This window comes from Sphingomonas zeae (assembly GCF_014197135.1).
GTDB lineage: Bacteria > Pseudomonadota > Alphaproteobacteria > Sphingomonadales > Sphingomonadaceae > Sphingomonas > Sphingomonas zeae.
In genome coordinates, this window is sequence record NZ_JACIFA010000002.1 from 162,012 (window position 1) to 179,815 (window position 17,804).

16 protein-coding genes are annotated in these 17,804 nt (G+C 67.3%); 14 read left to right on the forward strand and 2 right to left on the reverse strand.

Translation table 11 applies throughout. The features are described from left to right. The first annotated feature begins 42 nt into the window (after window positions 1–42). The 4 genes from gnd to GGR45_RS19620 all read left to right on the forward strand — a co-directional run bounded on the left by gnd (window position 43) and on the right by GGR45_RS19620 (window position 3,093). The gene (gene gnd / locus GGR45_RS03850; RefSeq protein ID WP_175312834.1) at window positions 43–1,026 is read left to right on the forward strand and encodes a phosphogluconate dehydrogenase (NAD(+)-dependent, decarboxylating); all 984 of its coding nucleotides are present in this window, start codon (window positions 43–45) and stop codon (window positions 1,024–1,026) included. Continuing rightward, window positions 1,023–1,844: a Cof-type HAD-IIB family hydrolase gene (locus GGR45_RS03855; protein WP_175312835.1), complete on the forward strand. Its 822-nt coding sequence runs from the start codon at window positions 1,023–1,025 to the stop codon at window positions 1,842–1,844. The genes gnd and GGR45_RS03855 overlap by 4 nt, the downstream gene beginning before the upstream one ends. Next, the gene (locus tag GGR45_RS03860) at window positions 1,841–2,587 is read left to right on the forward strand and encodes an HAD-IIB family hydrolase (protein WP_175312836.1); all 747 of its coding nucleotides are present in this window, start codon (window positions 1,841–1,843) and stop codon (window positions 2,585–2,587) included. The genes GGR45_RS03855 and GGR45_RS03860 overlap by 4 nt, the downstream gene beginning before the upstream one ends. 200 nt (window positions 2,588–2,787) lie before the next feature. Beyond that, on the forward strand, window positions 2,788–3,093 hold the full coding sequence (locus GGR45_RS19620) for a biliverdin-producing heme oxygenase (protein ID WP_246358039.1): 306 nt from the start codon (window positions 2,788–2,790) through the stop codon (window positions 3,091–3,093). 51 nt (window positions 3,094–3,144) lie between these two features. On the opposite strand, the gene GGR45_RS03870 is transcribed toward GGR45_RS19620, so the two are convergent. Next, window positions 3,145–5,307, reverse strand: coding sequence for a histidine kinase dimerization/phosphoacceptor domain -containing protein (locus GGR45_RS03870; protein WP_175312837.1), 2,163 nt, complete (start codon window positions 5,305–5,307; stop codon window positions 3,145–3,147). Between the two features lie 180 nt (window positions 5,308–5,487). On the opposite strand from GGR45_RS03870, the gene GGR45_RS03875 reads away from it, so the two are divergent. The 4 genes from GGR45_RS03875 (at window position 5,488) to GGR45_RS03890 (ending at window position 10,647) form a co-directional block, all read left to right on the forward strand. Beyond that, window positions 5,488–6,654: an acyl-CoA dehydrogenase family protein gene (locus GGR45_RS03875; protein WP_175312838.1), complete on the forward strand. Its 1,167-nt coding sequence runs from the start codon at window positions 5,488–5,490 to the stop codon at window positions 6,652–6,654. A 16-nt stretch (window positions 6,655–6,670) separates the two neighbouring features. Continuing rightward, the gene (locus GGR45_RS03880; protein ID WP_217498081.1) at window positions 6,671–8,269 is read left to right on the forward strand and encodes a carboxyl transferase domain-containing protein; all 1,599 of its coding nucleotides are present in this window, start codon (window positions 6,671–6,673) and stop codon (window positions 8,267–8,269) included. A gap of 78 nt (window positions 8,270–8,347) precedes the next feature. Next, window positions 8,348–10,201: an acetyl/propionyl/methylcrotonyl-CoA carboxylase subunit alpha gene (locus GGR45_RS03885; protein WP_175312840.1), complete on the forward strand. Its 1,854-nt coding sequence runs from the start codon at window positions 8,348–8,350 to the stop codon at window positions 10,199–10,201. Further along, complete coding sequence (locus GGR45_RS03890; RefSeq protein ID WP_175312841.1) at window positions 10,198–10,647, forward strand: MaoC family dehydratase; 450 nt, start codon at window positions 10,198–10,200, stop codon at window positions 10,645–10,647. The genes GGR45_RS03885 and GGR45_RS03890 overlap by 4 nt, the downstream gene beginning before the upstream one ends. Before the next feature lie 90 nt (window positions 10,648–10,737). Here GGR45_RS03890 and GGR45_RS03895 read toward each other — a convergent pair whose 3' ends face one another. After that, entirely contained in the window at window positions 10,738–12,801 is a 2,064-nt protein-coding gene (locus GGR45_RS03895) for a TonB-dependent receptor (protein ID WP_175312842.1), read from the reverse strand. A 290-nt stretch (window positions 12,802–13,091) separates the two neighbouring features. Between GGR45_RS03895 and ccmC the strand changes: the two genes are divergently transcribed. The 6 genes from ccmC to GGR45_RS03925 all read left to right on the forward strand — a co-directional run bounded on the left by ccmC (window position 13,092) and on the right by GGR45_RS03925 (window position 17,804). After that, complete coding sequence (gene ccmC / locus GGR45_RS03900) at window positions 13,092–13,817, forward strand: heme ABC transporter permease CcmC (protein WP_175313089.1); 726 nt, start codon at window positions 13,092–13,094, stop codon at window positions 13,815–13,817. Window positions 13,818–13,914: 97 nt separating this feature from the next. Beyond that, a complete protein-coding gene (gene ccmE, locus GGR45_RS03905; RefSeq protein ID WP_042484865.1) occupies window positions 13,915–14,349 on the forward strand; it encodes a cytochrome c maturation protein CcmE in 435 nt (144 codons plus the stop codon). Continuing rightward, the gene (locus GGR45_RS03910) at window positions 14,346–16,280 is read left to right on the forward strand and encodes a heme lyase CcmF/NrfE family subunit (protein WP_175312843.1); all 1,935 of its coding nucleotides are present in this window, start codon (window positions 14,346–14,348) and stop codon (window positions 16,278–16,280) included. Before ccmE ends, GGR45_RS03910 begins: the two co-directional genes overlap by 4 nt. Next, window positions 16,277–16,804 carry a redoxin family protein gene (locus GGR45_RS03915; protein ID WP_175312844.1) on the forward strand — a complete coding sequence of 176 codons (528 nt, stop codon included), beginning with the start codon at window positions 16,277–16,279 and terminating at the stop codon, window positions 16,802–16,804. The genes GGR45_RS03910 and GGR45_RS03915 overlap by 4 nt, the downstream gene beginning before the upstream one ends. Continuing rightward, on the forward strand, window positions 16,801–17,178 hold the full coding sequence (locus tag GGR45_RS03920) for a cytochrome c-type biogenesis protein (protein ID WP_175312845.1): 378 nt from the start codon (window positions 16,801–16,803) through the stop codon (window positions 17,176–17,178). Before GGR45_RS03915 ends, GGR45_RS03920 begins: the two co-directional genes overlap by 4 nt. Then, on the forward strand, window positions 17,142–17,804 hold the full coding sequence (locus GGR45_RS03925) for a tetratricopeptide repeat protein (RefSeq protein ID WP_175312846.1): 663 nt from the start codon (window positions 17,142–17,144) through the stop codon (window positions 17,802–17,804). Before GGR45_RS03920 ends, GGR45_RS03925 begins: the two co-directional genes overlap by 37 nt.

Below are 17,804 nucleotides of genomic sequence, written 5' to 3' on the forward strand. Positions count from 1 at the left end.
AGGGGGCCTTTCTCTTTGTAACGACAGTAACGGAGTTCCCGCATGAAGATCGGTCTGGTCGGCCTTGGCCGCATGGGCGGCAATATCGCACGCCGCCTGATGCAGGCTGGGCATCAGGTGGTGGCCTGGGATCGCAGCGACGAGGCGGTGCAGGCGCTCGCCAAGGACGGCGCGGAGGCGGCCACGGGCTTGCAGGACATGGCGACCAAATTGGCCAATAAGGCGGTCTGGTGGGTGATGCTTCCCGCAGGCGCGCCGACCGAGGACACGATCGCGGAGATCGCCAAGCTCGCCAAGGACGGCGATGTCGTCATCGACGGCGGCAACAGCTTCTACAAGGACGATATTCGCCGCGCCAAGATGCTGGCCGAGCAGGGCATCCATTATGTCGATGTCGGCACCTCTGGCGGTGTCTGGGGCCTGGAGCGCGGCTATTGCATGATGATCGGCGGCGACAAGGAAACGGTCGATCACCTCGATCCGATCTTCGACGCGCTGGCACCCGGCCTGGGCGATATCGTCCGCACGCCGGGCCGCGTTGCCGACAAGGTCGATGCGCGCGCCGAAAAGGGCTATATCCACGCCGGTCCTGCGGGCGCGGGTCACTTCGTTAAGATGATCCACAACGGCATCGAGTACGGCCTGATGCAGGCCTATGCCGAGGGCTTCGACATTCTGAAGTCGAAGAACAGCGACAAGCTGCCCGAGGACGAGCGGTTCGATCTGAACCTCACCGACATCGCCGAAGTGTGGCGTCGCGGCAGCGTGATCTCGTCCTGGCTGCTCGACCTGACCGCGATTGCGCTCGCCAAGGACGAGATGCTGGAGCAGTTCTCGGGCCATGTCGCCGATTCGGGCGAGGGTCAGTGGACCATCGACGCGGCGATGGAGGAGAAGGTCCCGGCCAACGTCCTGACCGCCTCGCTGTTCGCGCGCTATCGCAGCCGGATCGAGCATACCTATGGCGACAAGGTGCTGTCGGCGATGCGCTTCGGCTTTGGCGGCCATACCGAAATCCCGCAATGAGCAAACCCATCCGGCTTGTCGTGTCGGACGTCGACGGCACGCTGGTCGATCCCGACAAACGGCTGCGCGCCGCCACCATCGCCGCCGTCCGGCGGCTGGAGGCGGCGGGCGTCGGCTTCACCATCATCAGCGCCCGGCCCCGGTCGGGGCTGGGCTGGCTGGCCGAGGAACTGGCGATCGACGCGCCGATCGGGGCGTTCAACGGCGGCACCGTGTTCCGTCGCGATGGCTCGGTCGACGCGCAGTTTCGGGTGCCGGTCGAGGTCGTCAACGACGTGCTGGCGATGGCGGCGGACCAGCCGCTCGCCATCTGGGTCTTCGCCGACGATCGCTGGTACGCCAGCAGCGGCGAGGGCACCCATGTCGATCACGAGCGCAAGGCGTCCTCGCAGGAGCCGGTGATTACGCAGGACTTCGCCGCGCTGGTCGACAAGGTCGACAAGATAACCCTGGTAAGCGACGATGCCGATCTGCTGCGCGGCCTGCATGAGCGCGCGAATGCCGCGCATCGCGAACAGGCAACGATCGCCCAGTCGCAGACCTATTATCTCGACGTGACCGCACTTGCGGCGAACAAGGGGGACGGCGTCGAGACGCTCGCCAAGGCGTTCGGCGTGACGCTGGAGGAAGTCGCGGTGCTCGGCGACCAGGCGAACGACCTTCCCATGCTGACACGCGCAGGCCTGCCGATCGTCATGGCAAATGCGCCGGATGCCGTTAGGGAACGGATATCGGTACACACCCGTTCCAATGCGGACGACGGCGTGGCCTATGCCATCGATACTATCATCATGCCCAGAATCGGAGTGCCCAAATGAAGCAACTGGTTGCGTTCGACCTCGACGGTACGCTGGCCGAAAGCAAACAGCCCCTGGGCGAGCCGATGGGGGAGGCGCTGGCCGACCTGCTCGACGTCGCGCATGTCGCGGTGATCTCGGGCGGCGACTGGCCGCAGTTCGACAAGCAGGTGGCAAGCCGTCTGCCCGAACGCGCCGACCGCACCAAGCTGTGGCTGATGCCGACCACCGGCACCAAGCTCTACACCTATCAGGACGGCCAATGGACCCCGGTCTATGCCGAGCTGTTCGACGACGCGACCAAGGCCAAGATCCTGGAGGCATTCGATGCCTCGCTGGAGGCGACCGGCTTCGTGCCCGAGCAGACCTGGGGCGAGCGGATCGAGGATCGCGGCAGCCAGATCACCTTCTCCGCGCTCGGCCAGCAGGCCCCGATCGACGCCAAGGAACATTGGGATCCCAAGTTCGAGAAGCGCAAGGTCATCCAGGCCGACCTGAAGCAGCGCCTGCCGGGCCTGTCGATCAACATGGGCGGTGCCACCTCGATCGACATCACCCGCGAGGGCGTCGACAAGGCGTACGGCCTTAAGAAGCTGCGCGACGCCAGCGGCATCCCGCTCGACGCGATGATGTTCATCGGCGACGCGATCTTCCCCGGCGGCAACGACTATCCGGCGAAGGAACTGGGCCTGGACACGGTGCGTGTCCGCGACCCGGAAGAGACGCTGGCGGTGATCGCGGGGATCGTCGCCTGTCTGAAGTAATCGGCGGCGCGTCGGTAGCGTTACGGGCTCGCACCGGTCCCGCGCATGAGACGGTCGATGCGGCTTATGGTGCCTATCGGCTGGACGATCGGGGGAGCTATACGGCTTTCCTGATCGCCCATGCGCGTGCGCTGCCCGCGGTTGAGGCTTGGCTGGCGGGGCAGAGCATCGGTTTCCCTTGGCGGTCCCGACGCGAGGCGTTGGCGGCGGACCTGACCGCGCTCGGCGCGACTCTGCCCGAACCCTTGCCATTCGATCTGCCGGAGGACGAAGCGGCGCGTTGGGGCGCACTCTACGTGACGGAAGGCTCGCGGCTGGGCGGCATGATGCTGGCCCGGCAGGTGGGCGAGGGAATGCCGCGTACATATCTGGAGTCGGGCTTCGGGGCAGGGGAGTGGCGGGCGTTTCGCCATGCGCTGGACGAAGCGGCGGGGGATGCGGCCTGGGTCGACCGAGCCGTCACGGCGGCCGATGCGGTATTCGCGCTGTACGGCCGCGCGGCCTAATTCCCACCCCCCGCTCAGGCTGAACGGGGGGTGGGTTTGAAGGTCTCCCCCTTAATCCGCGATGGGCGCGATCACGATGGCGCGCAATCCCGGCCGGTTGTCGTCATATTCGATCGATCCCGACAGCCGCTGCATCATCGCCGTCATCATCCGGCTGCCGAAACCGCGACCGTCGCCCGTACCCTCGCCATCCCCGGTCCGGCCCTTCCCCTCGTCCGCGACGATCAGGCGCAGCCGGTTGCCATATTGCTCCAGCGTGATCGTCACCGGACCGACCGCGCCGTCATAGGCATATTTGGTGGCATTGATGATAAGTTCGGTCGTGACCAGTCCGAGATTGATCGCCCGGTCGGTCGGCATCAACACCGGCGCCAGATCCAGTCGCATCATCGCGGCCCAGTCCGCGCCCAGCGACTGCTTCATGTCGCCGACCAGATCCTCCAGATAACGCGCCAGATCGACCGTCTGGATCTGATCGTCGCGATACAGACGGCGATGGACCAGCGCCACGGCTGACAATCGTGCCTGCGCCTCGGCCAGATGCTCGCGCACGCGGGGATCGCCCGCCGCCTTGGCCTGAAGGGCCAGAAAGGACGAGACCAGTTGCAGGCTGTTCTGCACCCGGTGGTCCACCTCCTTCATCAGCACGTCCTTTTGAAGAAGGAGCGCTTCCCGGTCGTCCAGCGTGCGTTGCAGCGCGGTGTTCAACCCGCGCAAGCGCTGATTCTGCGACGCTTCGTGAAGGGCACGACGCAGGCGATGGCCGGACTCCACCTCCTCCAGCGTCCAGCGACGCGAGCGACCGCGCACCGTCTCGCTCCAGCTTTCGAACGAGGCGCGGGGGGTCAGCGTCTCGTCCGACGACAACGCGACCGACTTGTGCGGATTGCCCGCCCATTCGATCTCCTCGACCTGCTCGGCCCGGAACCAGAGCAAGGTCACGCCACCATCGATCAGAGGCAGGGCCATCACCCCCGCGGCGGAGGCGGCCAGCCGGTCGGCCTGGGGCATCACCGCAGGCAGTTCATGCGTGGCCACCACATCGCCGGCGCTGCGTGCGGCGGCCCAGGCGGCGATGTCCAGGATCGCCAGCGTGGGGGGGCAGACACCCTCCTCGCGTACCTTGCCATGCTCGACGACCGCAAAGCCGCTGGCACCCATCATCGCCTTCATCTCGGGCATCAGGCGGCGGATGGCGGGGACGACGTCGCCCAGGCCGATGATGCGCGGCAGAATGCCGTCCTCGGCGGCGCGCAGGCGCAGGCGCTCGCGATAGAGTTCCGCCTCTTCCTTGGCGCGGATCTGCCGCGCCAGCCCGCTGGCGAGCGCGGCGGCGGCTGCGCGCAGCTCGGATGACAGGCGGCGGGCGCTGTAATGGTGGCACGCGATCATGCCCCATAACACCCCGTCCTTGACGATCGAAATCGAGGCGGAGGCCGCGACGCCCATATTCTGCAAGTAGCGGACATGAACCGGCGAGACGCTGCGAAGTCCTACGTCGCTCAGATCCACGGTCTCGAACCCGGCGGGGCGCAGGGGGGCGGGAGTATAGTCGACATCGGGAATGCTGCGCGTCCGGTTGCGGACATAGAGCGCGCGCGCCTGTTTCGGGATGTCTGATGCGGGAAAATGATGGTGGAGGAACGAATGCAGCTCGGGCGCGCGCGCCTCGGCCACCACGCGCCCCGAATCCTCGTCGAGGAAGCGGTACAGCATCACCCGGTCAAAGCCGGTCAGCAGGCGGAAGGTGACGGCGGCACGCTCGCACAGCATCGCCAGGTCGCCGGTCCGCTCCAGGCCGGTCGCCGCGGCATCGAGCCAGCCGAGCGGGCTGCCCGCCCCCCAGGGGGCATCGGCGACCCCCGGTTCCAATTCAACCAGCACCATGTCGCCGGCGATGCGATGCGCGGTGACGCAAAAGACTTCGGAAATCCCACGGACCGGCGCGGCCGAGGTGGTAGAGCCCGGACCGATCGGCATGGCCTGCACCATGTCCGCCACCTGATCGCCCGCCAGCGCGGACAGGGGCAGGCCATGCCATTCGGATGCCAGCCTTTCCTCGATCGCGCCGGCGCCCGCCACGATGATCCCGGTCGTGGCATCCACGACCAGCAACAGGCCATGCGGCTGAATCGCGCCGGGGATATGAATGGGTTCCCGATCGCAAGCGGTGATATCCTGGCTTGGATCGGTGGCGAGGGGGCGCGTGGCCATCAGGGTCGGAATTCCTCTCTGCCCGCCACATGTCGGGTTTTGCACGACGTTGCAAATGTTTGAGGTGCGCAATCGATCCACCCGGCAGCGATGCGATGGCAGGTTGGAACGAATATTGCGCGTTTGGGTAATGTCCGTTTAAAGCGAAGCCACGGACTCAAAGAGCCGCTTGGAGAGGACATGATCGACGATTTCGATTTCGCACTGGGCGAAAGCGCGGACATGATCCGTGAAGCGACGCGGCGTTTCGCGACCGATCGCATCGCGCCGCTGGCCGCGCGGATGGATGCGGAGGACTGGTTTCCCCGTGACATTTGGCCGGAAATGGGCGTGCTGGGTCTGCACGGGATCACTGTCGACGAGGCCGATGGCGGACTGGGCCTGGGCTATCTGGAGCATGTCGTCGCGATCGAGGAAGTGTCGCGGGCGTCGGCTTCGCTTGGCCTGTCCTATGGGGCGCATTCCAATCTGTGCGTCAATCAGATCCGCCGCTGGGGCAATGCGGAACAAAAGGCCAAATACCTGCCCGGCCTGATTTCGGGCGAGCATGTCGGCAGTCTGGCCATGTCGGAGGTGTCGGCGGGATCCGACGTCGTCTCGATGAAGCTGCGCGCGGACCAGACGGATGGCGGCTGGGTGCTGAACGGCACCAAATTCTGGATCACCAACGCACCCTATGCCGACACCTTGGTCGTCTATGCCAAGACGGGTGAGGGCAGCCGGGGGATCACCGCCTTCCTGATCGAAAAGGACATGGCCGGTTTTGCGATCGGCCAGAAGATCGACAAGATGGGAATGCGCGGCAGCCCGACCGCCGAGCTGGTCTTCAACGACTGTTTCGTCTCCGACGCGCAGGTGATGGGGCCGGTGAATGGCGGGGTCGGCGTGCTGATGAGCGGGCTCGACTATGAGCGCGCGGTGCTGGCGGGCATTCAGCTTGGCATCATGCAGGCCTGTCTCGACGTGGTCGTGCCCTATGTCCGCGAGCGCCGCCAGTTCGGTCGCGCCATCGGCGAGTTCCAGCTGATCCAGGCTAAGATCGCCGACATGTATGTCGCGCTCAATTCGGCGCGGGCCTATGTCTATGCGGTGGCGCGTTCGTGTGATGCCGGGCGGACGACGCGGTTCGACGCGGCGGGCGCGATCCTGCTGGCCAGCGAGAATGCGGTGAAGGTTTCGCTGGAGGCCATCCAGGCGCTGGGCGGGGCGGGCTATACCAAGGATTGGCCGGTCGAACGCTTCGCGCGCGATGCCAAGCTGCTCGACATCGGTGCCGGCACCAACGAAATTCGCCGGATGCTGATCGGTCGCGAGCTGATCGGCAAGCTCGAAAAGGTGGCGCAATGAGCCTTGGGGTGAAGTGATGGGGGCGGTTCTTCCCACGCGGATCGCGCGCGGCGACGCGGCTTTTCAGACCAACGTCGATCACAATCGCGCGCTGGCCGAACGCCTCCGCGCCGACGTGGCGCGCGCAGGCCTTGGCGGAAACCAAGCCTCGCGCGACCGCCATGTGTCGCGCGGCAAGTTGCTTCCCCGCGACCGGGTGGAGCAGTTGCTCGATGCCGGATCGCCCTTTCTCGAAATCGGCCAACTCGCCGCCAACGGTCTCTATGACGATGCGGTCCCCGGCGCCGGCATGATCGCGGGCATCGGCCGGGTCCATGGCCGGCAGGTGATGATCGTCGCCAACGATGCGACGGTGAAGGGCGGCACCTATTACCCGCTGACCGTCAAGAAGCATCTGCGCGCGCAGGAGATCGCGCTCGAGAACCGGCTGCCCTGCATCTATCTGGTCGACAGCGGCGGCGCGAACCTGCCGCATCAGGCGGAGGTCTTTCCTGACCGCGATCATTTCGGTCGTATCTTCTTCAATCAGGCGCAGATGTCGGCAGCGGGTATCCCCCAGATCGCATGCGTGATGGGAAGCTGCACCGCGGGCGGCGCCTATGTCCCCGCCATGTCGGACGAGACGGTGATCGTGCGTGGGCAGGGTACGATCTTCCTCGCTGGACCACCGCTGGTGAAGGCGGCGACCGGCGAGGTCATCTCGGCCGAGGAACTGGGCGGAGCGGACACCCATGGCCGCAAGTCGGGCGTGGTCGACCATGTCGCCGACAGTGACGACCATGCGCTGTCGATCGTTCGTGACATCGTCGAGACGCTGCCGCCGCAGACGCTGCCTGAGGTCAATCTGGCCGAGGTGGACGAACCGCTCTATCCGGCGGAAGATTTGTACGGCCTGATCCCGCAGGATGTGCGCGCACCTTATGACGTGCACGAGGTCATCGCCCGGTTGGTCGACGGATCGCGCTTCCACGAGTTCAAGGCGCTCTATGGCGCGAGCCTCGTATGCGGTTTCGCGCATATCCATGGCAAGCCGGTCGCGATCCTCGCCAATAACGGCGTGCTGTTCTCGGAGAGCGCGCAGAAGGGCGCGCATTTCATCGAACTGGCCTGCCAGCGGCGCATCCCCTTGCTGTTCCTGCAGAATATCTCCGGCTTCATGGTCGGCGGCCGCTATGAGGCCGAAGGGATCGCCAAGCATGGCGCCAAGCTGGTGACGGCGGTGGCGACGGCGCAGGTGCCCAAGATCACGGTGCTGATCGGCGGCAGCTTTGGTGCTGGCAATTACGGCATGTGCGGCCGCGCCTATTCCCCGCGCTTCCTGTTCACCTGGCCCAATGCGCGGATCAGCGTGATGGGCGGCGAGCAGGCCGCCAGTGTGCTTGCGACCGTCCACCGCGACGCGGACAACTGGACGGCGGACGAGGTCGAGGCGTTCAAGGCCCCGATCCGCCAGCGTTACGAGGATGAGGGCAATCCCTGGTACGCGACCGCGCGGCTGTGGGATGACGGTATCGTCGACCCGGCGCAGACGCGTGACGTGCTGGGCCTGGCGCTGGATGCGTGCTTGAATGCACCCATCGCGGAGGCGCCCCGTTTCGGGGTGTTCCGGATGTGATGGGGGGATGCCCCTTCACCATGCTGCGCATGGTCCCCCTCGCCAAGCATGGCTTGGGGCTGATTGAGGTTGAAACCCATGTTTGATTCCCTCCTCATCGCCAATCGCGGCGAGATCGCCTGTCGTATCATCCGCACCGCACGCGAGATGGGCCTGCGCACCATCGCCGTTTATTCCGAGGCCGATGCCCAGGCGCTGCACGTCCGCATGGCGGACGAAGCCATAATGATCGGCCCCGCCCCTGCGCGGGAAAGCTATCTCGACGCGGCGCGCATCCTCGATGCCGCGTGCGACAGCGGGGCGGCGGCGATCCATCCCGGCTATGGCTTTCTGTCGGAGAATGCCGAGTTCGCGGAAAGTGTGATCGCCGCCGGGCTGATCTGGGTCGGGCCGAATCCCGACAGCATCCGCGCCATGGGCCTGAAGGACGCGGCCAAGGCGCGGATGATCGCCGCCGGCGTGCCGGTCACGCCGGGCTATCTGGGCGAGGATCAGAACCCCGAACGCCTCGCCGCTGAGGCCGATGCGGTCGGCTATCCGGTGCTCATTAAGGCGGTCGCGGGCGGCGGCGGCAAGGGGATGCGCCGTGTCGACGACCCGACCGCCTTTGCCGAGGCGCTGGCGTCCTGCCGTCGCGAGGCGGCGGCGTCGTTCGGTGATGACCGGGTGCTGATCGAGAAATACATCCTCTCGCCTCGCCATATCGAGGTGCAGGTATTCGGCGACCGCCACGGCCATGTCGTCCACCTGTTCGAGCGCGACTGCTCGCTGCAACGCCGTCATCAGAAGGTGATCGAGGAAGCCCCCGCGCCGGGCATGGATGACGCGACCCGCCAAGCCGTATGCGGTGCCGCCGTCCGCGCGGCGCAGGCCGTGGATTATGTCGGCGCAGGTACGATCGAGTTCATCGCCGACGCTTCCGAAGGGCTGCGCGCCGACCGCGTCTGGTTCATGGAGATGAACACCCGGCTTCAGGTCGAGCATCCCGTCACCGAAGCGATCACCGGCGTCGATCTGGTCGAATGGCAGCTTCGCGTCGCGGCGGGCGAGCCCTTGCCGATGGCGCAGGGCGACCTCGCCATCCACGGCCACGCCATCGAGGCGCGGCTCTATGCCGAGGACCCGGCCAAGGGCTTTCTCCCTGCGATCGGCACGCTCGAAGTGTTCGACCTCGGCGACGATGCCGCGATCCGCATCGACACCGGCGTCGAGGAAGGCGCGGAGATCACCCCTTGGTACGACCCGATGATCGCCAAGGTCATCGCGCATGGCGACACCCGCCACGAGGCGCGCGAGGCGCTGGCCGATGCGCTGGACGAGGCGGTGATCTGGCCGGTGCGCACCAATGCGGGCTTTCTGGTCGAGGCGCTCGACCATCCCGACTTCGCCAGCGGCCAGGTCGATACCGGCCTGATCGCGCGCGAGGGCGAGGCGTTGATGCCGCCGACCGAGCCGTCGGAAGAGGCGCTGGCCGAGGCCGCCGCCGCACTGATCGGTCAGGACGAACTGTCGGGCTTCCGCCTCAACGCCGCGCCGAGGCGGACCGCGCGCTTCCTGCTCGACGGGCAGCCGATCACCGTCGATTTCACCGAGGCGGGCGAGGTGCCCCCGGCGCCGACCGACGAGGTACTGATCTCCGAGGGAGGGCAAAGCTGGTCCTTCACCCGCTGGCGCGCCGATGGCCTGGCGGCGGGCGGGGCTGGGGACGGTGCGATCCTGTCGCCCATGCCCGGCCGGATCATCGCGGTCGCCGTGACCGAAGGGCAGGCGGTCCGCGCTGGCCAGCCGCTCGTCACGCTGGAGGCGATGAAGATGGAGCATGTCCTGACCGCGCCGTTCGATGGCGTCGTCACCGACCTGAAGGCCGACACCGGCGGTCAGGTGGCCGAGGGCATCGCGCTGGTCCGCATAGTCGCGGAGGGCGCGGCATGAGCGGCCGGTTCTTCGACGACTGGACGATCGGCGACCGGATCGACCATCCCATCCGCCGCACCGTGACCGAGACGGACAATCTCCTGTTCTCGACCATGACCCATAATCCGCAGCCGCTGCATATCGATGCGGAGGCGGCCAAGGCCAGCGAATTCGGGCAGATCCTCGTCAACGGCACCTTCACCTTCTCGCTGATGATCGGGCTGTCGGTGGGGGAGACGACGCTGGGCACATTGGTCGCGAATCTGGGCTATGACGAACTGGTCATGCCCGCACCGGTCTTCCTCGGCGACACGCTGCGCGCGACGAGCGAGGTAACGGCGCTGCGCGAAAGCAAATCGCGGCCCGGGGCGGGGCTCGTGACGTTCCGGCATGAGGCGCTGAACCAGCGGGACGAGGTGGTGTGCCGGTGTCTGCGCACGGCTTTGGTGAAGAAGCGGGGATAGGGTGTGCAGTTCCACCTCGCTCGGGGCGAACGGGGTGTGATCCACGATCCCAACTCCCGTTCCGCCTGAGCGAAGTCCAAGGCCAAGGTGTCACAACCGCGTCCGCACCCCGATCCAAACCGTCCGCGGCGTCGCCCGTTCGATCAGCCCCGCGCCGCTATACGCGGCCTCCACCCGCGTATCGGCGAGATTCTCCGCCCGCGCCTCGATCAGCCAGCCCCGCACGATCGGTACCGCAGCATAGACGTCCAGCGTCGTCGCAGGCGCCAGCGAGCGAAGATTCTGGTCGTCCTCGAACTGGCGGCTGACGTGCCGCACCGTCCCGCTCAGCGCCATGCCGCGATGCTGGATTCCCAAGGTCGCCGATAGCTGGTCGCGCGGCGTCTGCGCGGGCCGCAAACCGTCGAGCGGCGCGGCCAGGCCTGACGCCTCGACCCGCGCGCTGATGTGCGACCAGGACGCCCGCGCACTCACCGGACCGACCGCACCATTCGCTTCCACTTCGAACCCGTGCGACCGGATCGCGTCCAGATTCTGTCGCATCCGGTACACGCCGTTCGCCGCGACGAAGCCGACGCCGGGAAAGGTCCCCGGCCCGCGGCCCATCGTCACATTGGCGATCGCATCGGTCAGCCGGTTGAGGAAATAGGTCCCCGACAGCCGCAATCCCGCTGCGGGGGTCAGGTCGAAGCCTCCCTCGACGCCTTCGACCCGTTCGGGGTTCAGCGCGGCATTGGCGGCGGTGGCGTCGGCGCCTGCGCGGAACGGCCGGTAGAGCTCGTTCAACGTCGGCAGCCGCCAGCCGCGATACGCCGCGGTACGCAGGGTCAGCGGCTGGGCGATCCGCAACGCCGCCCCGAGCCGTCCGGTAAATTCCTGACCCGAGCGGTCGGGAAAGTCGGTATCGGTCAGCACCGCACCCGTGGCCAGCACGCCCTCGTCCAGCCGCCCGTTCCGAATGCGCCAGTCGTCCACCCGCGCCGCGGCGGTAACGGTCAGCATCCCTGCCTCGACGCTGCCATCGGCGAACAGCCCCATGGTGCGCGTCGCCCCGCCCGCCTCGCGCCGCCGCGTGGGAAGCCCCGCGACATAGGTATAGAGTTCCTGCGTCCGCCCGCTGGTATCGCGAATGTCGCCGCCCAGCCGCAGTTTGACCGAGTCGCCCAGCGGCGGGGAAACCTCCACGCGTCCGCCCAGGCCGGTGGCGGGGACGTTATATTGGTCCAGAGTCAGCGTCGCCGCCGTTCGCGCGGCATTTACGCTGGCATAGCGCGAGGCGAATTGCCGCGTCTGGACATAGGCCAGCGCCGACCAGCCCCAAGCCCCCCGTCCGACCAGCCGGATGCTGGCGTCCGCGCCGTCGGAGCGGTTGTCGGTGAAGTCGGTCCCCCGGTCGCGCGCGTCATGAAACGCCGCCAGCGTCATCTGCAACTCGGTCTGGGGGGCGATCGCGATCACGCCGCGCCCCGCGCCCGAATATTGCTCATACGGCGCTGCGCGATCGACGGGACCGCGTTGCCCCGCGACGATCGGGATGAAGCCGTCTCCGCGCGCATAGGCCCCCGATACGGTCAGGAAGCCACCGTCGCGGACCAGCGAGGCCGAGCCTTGCGCATCGACCGAATCGCGGCTCCCATAGGCGATCGCCAGGTCGAGCGGGGCGAGCTGGTCGGGCGTCGCGCTGTCCATCTCGATCGTGCCGGCCAGCGCGCCCGGCCCCCAGAAGCCCGAGCCGCCGCCGCGCGTCACCCGGATGCGCCCCAGCCGTCCGGTGGCATAGGCCGGGAATATGACCCAGCCGCCGAACGGATCGGCCTGCGGCACGCCGTCCAGTACCAGCAGCGCGCGGCTCGACGCGTTGCCGCCCAGGCCGCGTAAGGTGATGCCCTGCGAGGTCGGATGGGCTGAGCGGCTGTCCGAGCGGCGGAACTGCTGCAGTCCGGCGACATCCGCCAGCACATTTTCCAGACGCTGCGAGGCGTTCTGCATGATCCGATCGCGGTCGATCGTGACCACGTCCAGCGCGCGCTCGCCGGGTTGGTCGTTCAGGCCGCGGCCGGTGACAATGATGGTTTCGGGTTCGGCGGTTTGCGCAAGAAGGGTGGTGGGGGTGAAGGCGAGGGCGAGCAGAGGCAGGCGGTGGAGTGCAGGCATGGTGTGTGGTGGTCCCCTTTGCTCCCCTGTTGGGGATGTCTTGAAGCGAAGACGAATCAAATCGTTAACGGGTCCCGCCATCGCTGAGACCCACGCCCCTCCCGCAGGCGGGAGGGGATGGGGGAGGGCATGCCACAGGGATGGTCTCTGCGAGACTCCTTGCCCTCCCCAAACCCCTCCCGTTTACGGGAGGGGCTTAAAGAAGAAGGAGGGGTGAGCGCTCAAGAAGGTGCGTGCGAACCGCAAACACGGATGACGCGCCGGAAAAACCGCCCTACAGTCCGGTTATCGTGCCGACCCTTCATGCCCTTGCGAACCCTGCGCGTTTCCTGAAGATCGCTCGTCCGCTGACCGGGATTTGCCTGGGGCTGGGTACCGCGCTGATCGCCGTCGCGGTCTGGGCGGGGCTGACCCTGACTCCGCCCGATTATCTTCAGGGCGAGACGGTGCGTATCCTCTATATCCATGTCCCTGCCGCCTGGCTCGGCATGGGCGGATGGAGCGGGATCGCGGCCGCCAGCCTGTCGCTGATCGTCTGGCGGCATCCGCTGGCGCAGGTTGCCGGGCGTGCCATTGCGTGGCCGGGGGCGGTGTTTACCGGCTTGTGCCTTGCCACGGGATCGATCTGGGGGCGACCGACCTGGGGGACGTGGTGGCAATGGGATGGACGGCTGACATCGATGTTGCTGCTGCTGTTCGTTTATTTGGGCTATATCGCGCTCGCCCGCGCCGATGCGGATCGCGGCGGCGACGGGCGGATCCCGGCGCTGTACGGGCTGGCGGGCACGGCGCTTCTGCCGGTCATCCGCTATTCGGTGGTGTGGTGGAACACGCTGCATCAGGGCCAGTCGATCGGGCTGACCGGGTCCAGCATCGACAGGTCGCTGCTTTGGCCGTTGCCGATTTCGCTGGGCGGTTTCACCTTCCTGTTCGCCGCCATCGTCCTGATGCGGATGCGCACGCTGCTTGCCCAGGCCAAGGCCGAGGCGCGGATTCGGCGGATGGCGCGCGCATGAACCAGATGGCGTTCGTCGCGGCGGCCTATGCGGTGATGCTGGGGGGCGCGGGCGCGCTGACCCTTGTCAGCTATCTGGCGATGAAGCGCGCCGAGAAATGACGCCCAAATCCCAACGTCTCACGCTGGCGCTGCTGGCGCTGGCCGCGATCGTCGCGGCGGTGCTGCTTGCCATGTCGGCGATGAAGGACCAGGCGGCGTTTTTCTACACCCCCTCCGACGCGCAGAAACAGGGGCTGCCACTGGGCCGCGCGGTGCGGCTGGGCGGGATGGTCGAGGCGGGCTCGGTCCACCGCGCGCCTGATGGGGTGACGGTGCGCTTCGTCGTGACCGACGGCAAGGCAACGACGCCCGTGACCTTTGCCGGGATCACGCCGGACCTGTTCCGCGAGAAATCGGGCGTGGTGGCGGAGGGGCAGTTCCAGCCCGATGGCCGCTTCGTCGCGACCAATTTGCTCGCCAAGCATGACGAGAAATACATGCCGCCCGAAATGGCGGGCAACATGCACGAGAGCCGGAGCCTGGAGCCGTGATCGCCGAGGCGGGTCTGGTCGCGCTCTGGTTCGCCGCGATGGTGGCGGGGTTACAGCTGCTGCTCGGCGTCCTTGCCCTGCGACGCAAGGGCGCGGTGGGCGAGCAGGCGATGGCCGCGATCGGCCCGGTCGCGATCGTGCAGGGCGCGCTGGTCGCCATGGCCATGGCGGCGCTGATCGCGGTGTTCCTGAACACCGATCTGTCGGTCGAACTGGTCGCCGAGAACAGCCATTCGGCCAAGCCGTGGATCTATAAATTCGCCGGAGCCTGGGGCAATCACGAAGGTTCGATGCTGCTCTGGGTGACGATCCTGGGGGCGGGCGGCGCGCTGGTCGCGTGGAAGGAGCGGACGCTCGACCGCGCGACCCATGTCGCGACGCTGGCGGCGCAGGGCGCGATCGCGCTGGGCTTTTATGCCTTTCTGCTGTTCGCCTCCAATCCTTTCGCGCGGTTGAACCCGGCGCCGATCGAGGGGCAGGGGCTGAACCCGCTGTTGCAGGACCCCGGTTTGGCCTTCCATCCGCCGACGCTCTACGCGGGCTATGTCGGGCTGTCGGTGGCTTTCTCGTTCGCGGTGGGCGCGCTGGTGACGGGGCAGGTCGGCCCGGCCTTTGCCCGCGCGATGCGGCCATGGGTGCTGGGTGCCTGGGTGCTGTTGACCATCGGCATCACGGCGGGGTCGTATTGGGCCTATTATGAGCTGGGCTGGGGCGGCTGGTGGTTCTGGGACCCGGTCGAGAACGCCTCGCTGATGCCGTGGCTGGCGGCGACGGCGCTGCTCCATTCGGTCAATGTGCTGGCGGCGCGCGATGGCTTGCGAGCGTGGACGGTGATGCTGGCGGTGGTCGCTTTCTCGATGTCGATGATCGGCACCTTCCTGGTGCGCTCGGGCATATTGACCAGCGTCCATGCCTTTGCCGTCGATCCCCGGCGCGGGGCGTTCATCCTGGCCTTGTTGGGCCTCTATATCGGCGGCGCGCTGGCGCTGTTCGGCGCGCGGATCGGGCAGGTGCGCGCCGGCCGCAGCTTTGCCTTTGTCAGCCGCGAGGGCGGGTTGGTCGTCAACAATCTGCTGTTGTCGGTGATCCTGGGCATCGTGCTGATCGGCACGCTCTATCCGCTGGTCGCCGCCGGGTTCGGGGTGCGGCTGTCGGTCGGGCCGCCTTTCTTTCACGCCGCCGCCGGGCCGATCGCGCTGGTGCTGGTCGCGGTGATGGCGGTGGGGCCAACCTTACGCTGGCGGAGCGACGAGGCGGAGGCGGTGCTGATCCGGATGCTGTGGCCGATGGTCGCGGCGGCGGGCACCTTCGCGCTGATGCTGACCCTGACCGGGGGCATGGGCGTGTTGTCGCTGCTCGGCCTGTCCTTCGGTGTCGGGCTGATCGTCGCGAGCATATTGCCAATCACCCGACGTAACTGGCGGCGCACGCCGCTACCCATCTGGGGCATGGTCGTCGCGCATGTGGGACTTGGCGTCAGCATGATCGGCATGGCGTGCGACAGCGCCTTCACCGCCGAGCGGCTGGTCGCGCTCTATCCGGGGCAGGCGACGATCGTCGGACCGTGGCGGGTGAAGCTGGACCGTATCTATCCCAATGTCGGGCCGAACTGGTCGGCGCTGGAGGCACGGCTGACCGCCACACGCGACGGTGACGGGGAGACCCTGCGCCCGCAACAGCGCTTCTTCACCGATCCGCCGACCACGACCAGCGAGAGCGCAATCGCGACCCGCTGGGACGGGCAGCTCTACACGGTATTGGGGCAGCAGGACGCGGCGACCGGCCGCTGGCAGTTGCGGCTGTGGTGGAAGCCGTTCGTGACGCTGATCTGGCTCGGCGGCGCACTGATCGCGCTGGGTGGGGTGCTGGCGCTAGTCGGGCGGTGGCTGAAGGCCTGGCAGCAACGACGGCGGGAGGCTCTGTGGGGATGAAGCGCGCGCTGATCTGGTTGCCTTTGGGCCTGTTCGGGGTGCTATTCGTGGTGATCGCGGCCGGGTTGATGCGGCCTGCCGACACCGGCGTCCACTCGACCCTGGTCGACAAGCCGTTGCCCGCCTTCGAGCTCGCCCCGATGGTGCCGGGCAAGCCGGGGCTGGCCAGCAGCAATTTCGGAACGGGCAAGCCGCGCCTGCTCAACGTCTTTGCCAGTTGGTGCATCCCCTGTGTCGCCGAAGCGCCGCAGCTGATGGCGTTGAAGGCGCGCGGAGTGCCGATCGACGCGATCGCGATCCATGACAAAGGCCCCGCCGTCGCCGCCTTCCTGCGCCGCAACGGCGATCCCTATTCCGCGATCGGCGATGACAGCCGCAGCCGGGTGCAGATGTCGCTCGGCTCGTCGGGGGTGCCCGAGACCTTCCTGATCGACGGGCGCGGGCGGATCGTGCGGCAATATATCGGCGACATCCGCGCCGACCAGGTGGACCAGATCGTCCGCGATATGGCGGCGACGCGATGAGTCTGTCGCTCGCCCTGTTGCTGGCGGCCGGTACAGCCGCGCCGGATTATGGCAACACCCAGCTGCCCGACCCCCGAGCCGAGGCGCAGGCACGCGCGCTGATGGGCGAGCTGCGTTGCGTCGTGTGTCAGGGCCAGTCGATCGCCGACAGCGACGCCGACATGGCCGCCGACATGCGCGCGCTTGTCCGCCAGCGGATCGCGCGCGGTGAAAGCCCGGAGGCGATCCGCCACTGGTTGATCGAGCGCTATGGCGATTATGTCAGCTATGACCCGCCGCTGTCGGGCGCGACCGCGCTGCTCTGGACGACGCCGATCCTATTGCTGGCGCTTGGTGCATGGATCGCGCGGTCCAGCTTTCGGAAGCGGCGCTGATGGGCTGGCTGATCCTGTTGCTGATCGCGGCGGGAGCGATGGGCGCGGCGCTGTGGCTGCGCTTTCCGCGACCGCTCTGGACGATGCTGGGCGCCGCGCTGGCGCTGGGCGGGGTGGGTTATGCGTGGCAGGGGCGGCCGACCCTGGCGGCGAGCGCGCCCGCACCGCGCCCCGATGCGCTGCTCGACAATGACGCCATTTCCGAACTGCGCGGGCAGTTGATCGGGCGTTATGGCGGCGAGGCAGCGATGTTCACCGCTGCGGATGCCCTGTCGCGCTCGGGCAACAAACGGACGGCGGTGCAGATCATGCTGGGCGCGGTCGGCGGAAACCGGGGCAGCGTTCCCTATTGGACCGAGCTGGGCAATGTCCTGTTTGCGCATGACGGCTATCAGATGTCGCCCGCCGCCCGCTTCGCCTTTCGCCGCGCCCGAACGCTGGGGCCGAGGGACCCCGCGCCCTTCTTCTTCGAGGGGCTGGCCTGGATGCGCGCGGGCGATTTCCGCAAGGCGCGGGCCTTCTGGAACCGCGCGCTGGAATTGTCGCCCGCCAACGCGGCTTATCGACCGGCTATCGAGCAACGGGTGATGCTGCTCGATCAGGCGATCCGCATGATGGGGGAATAG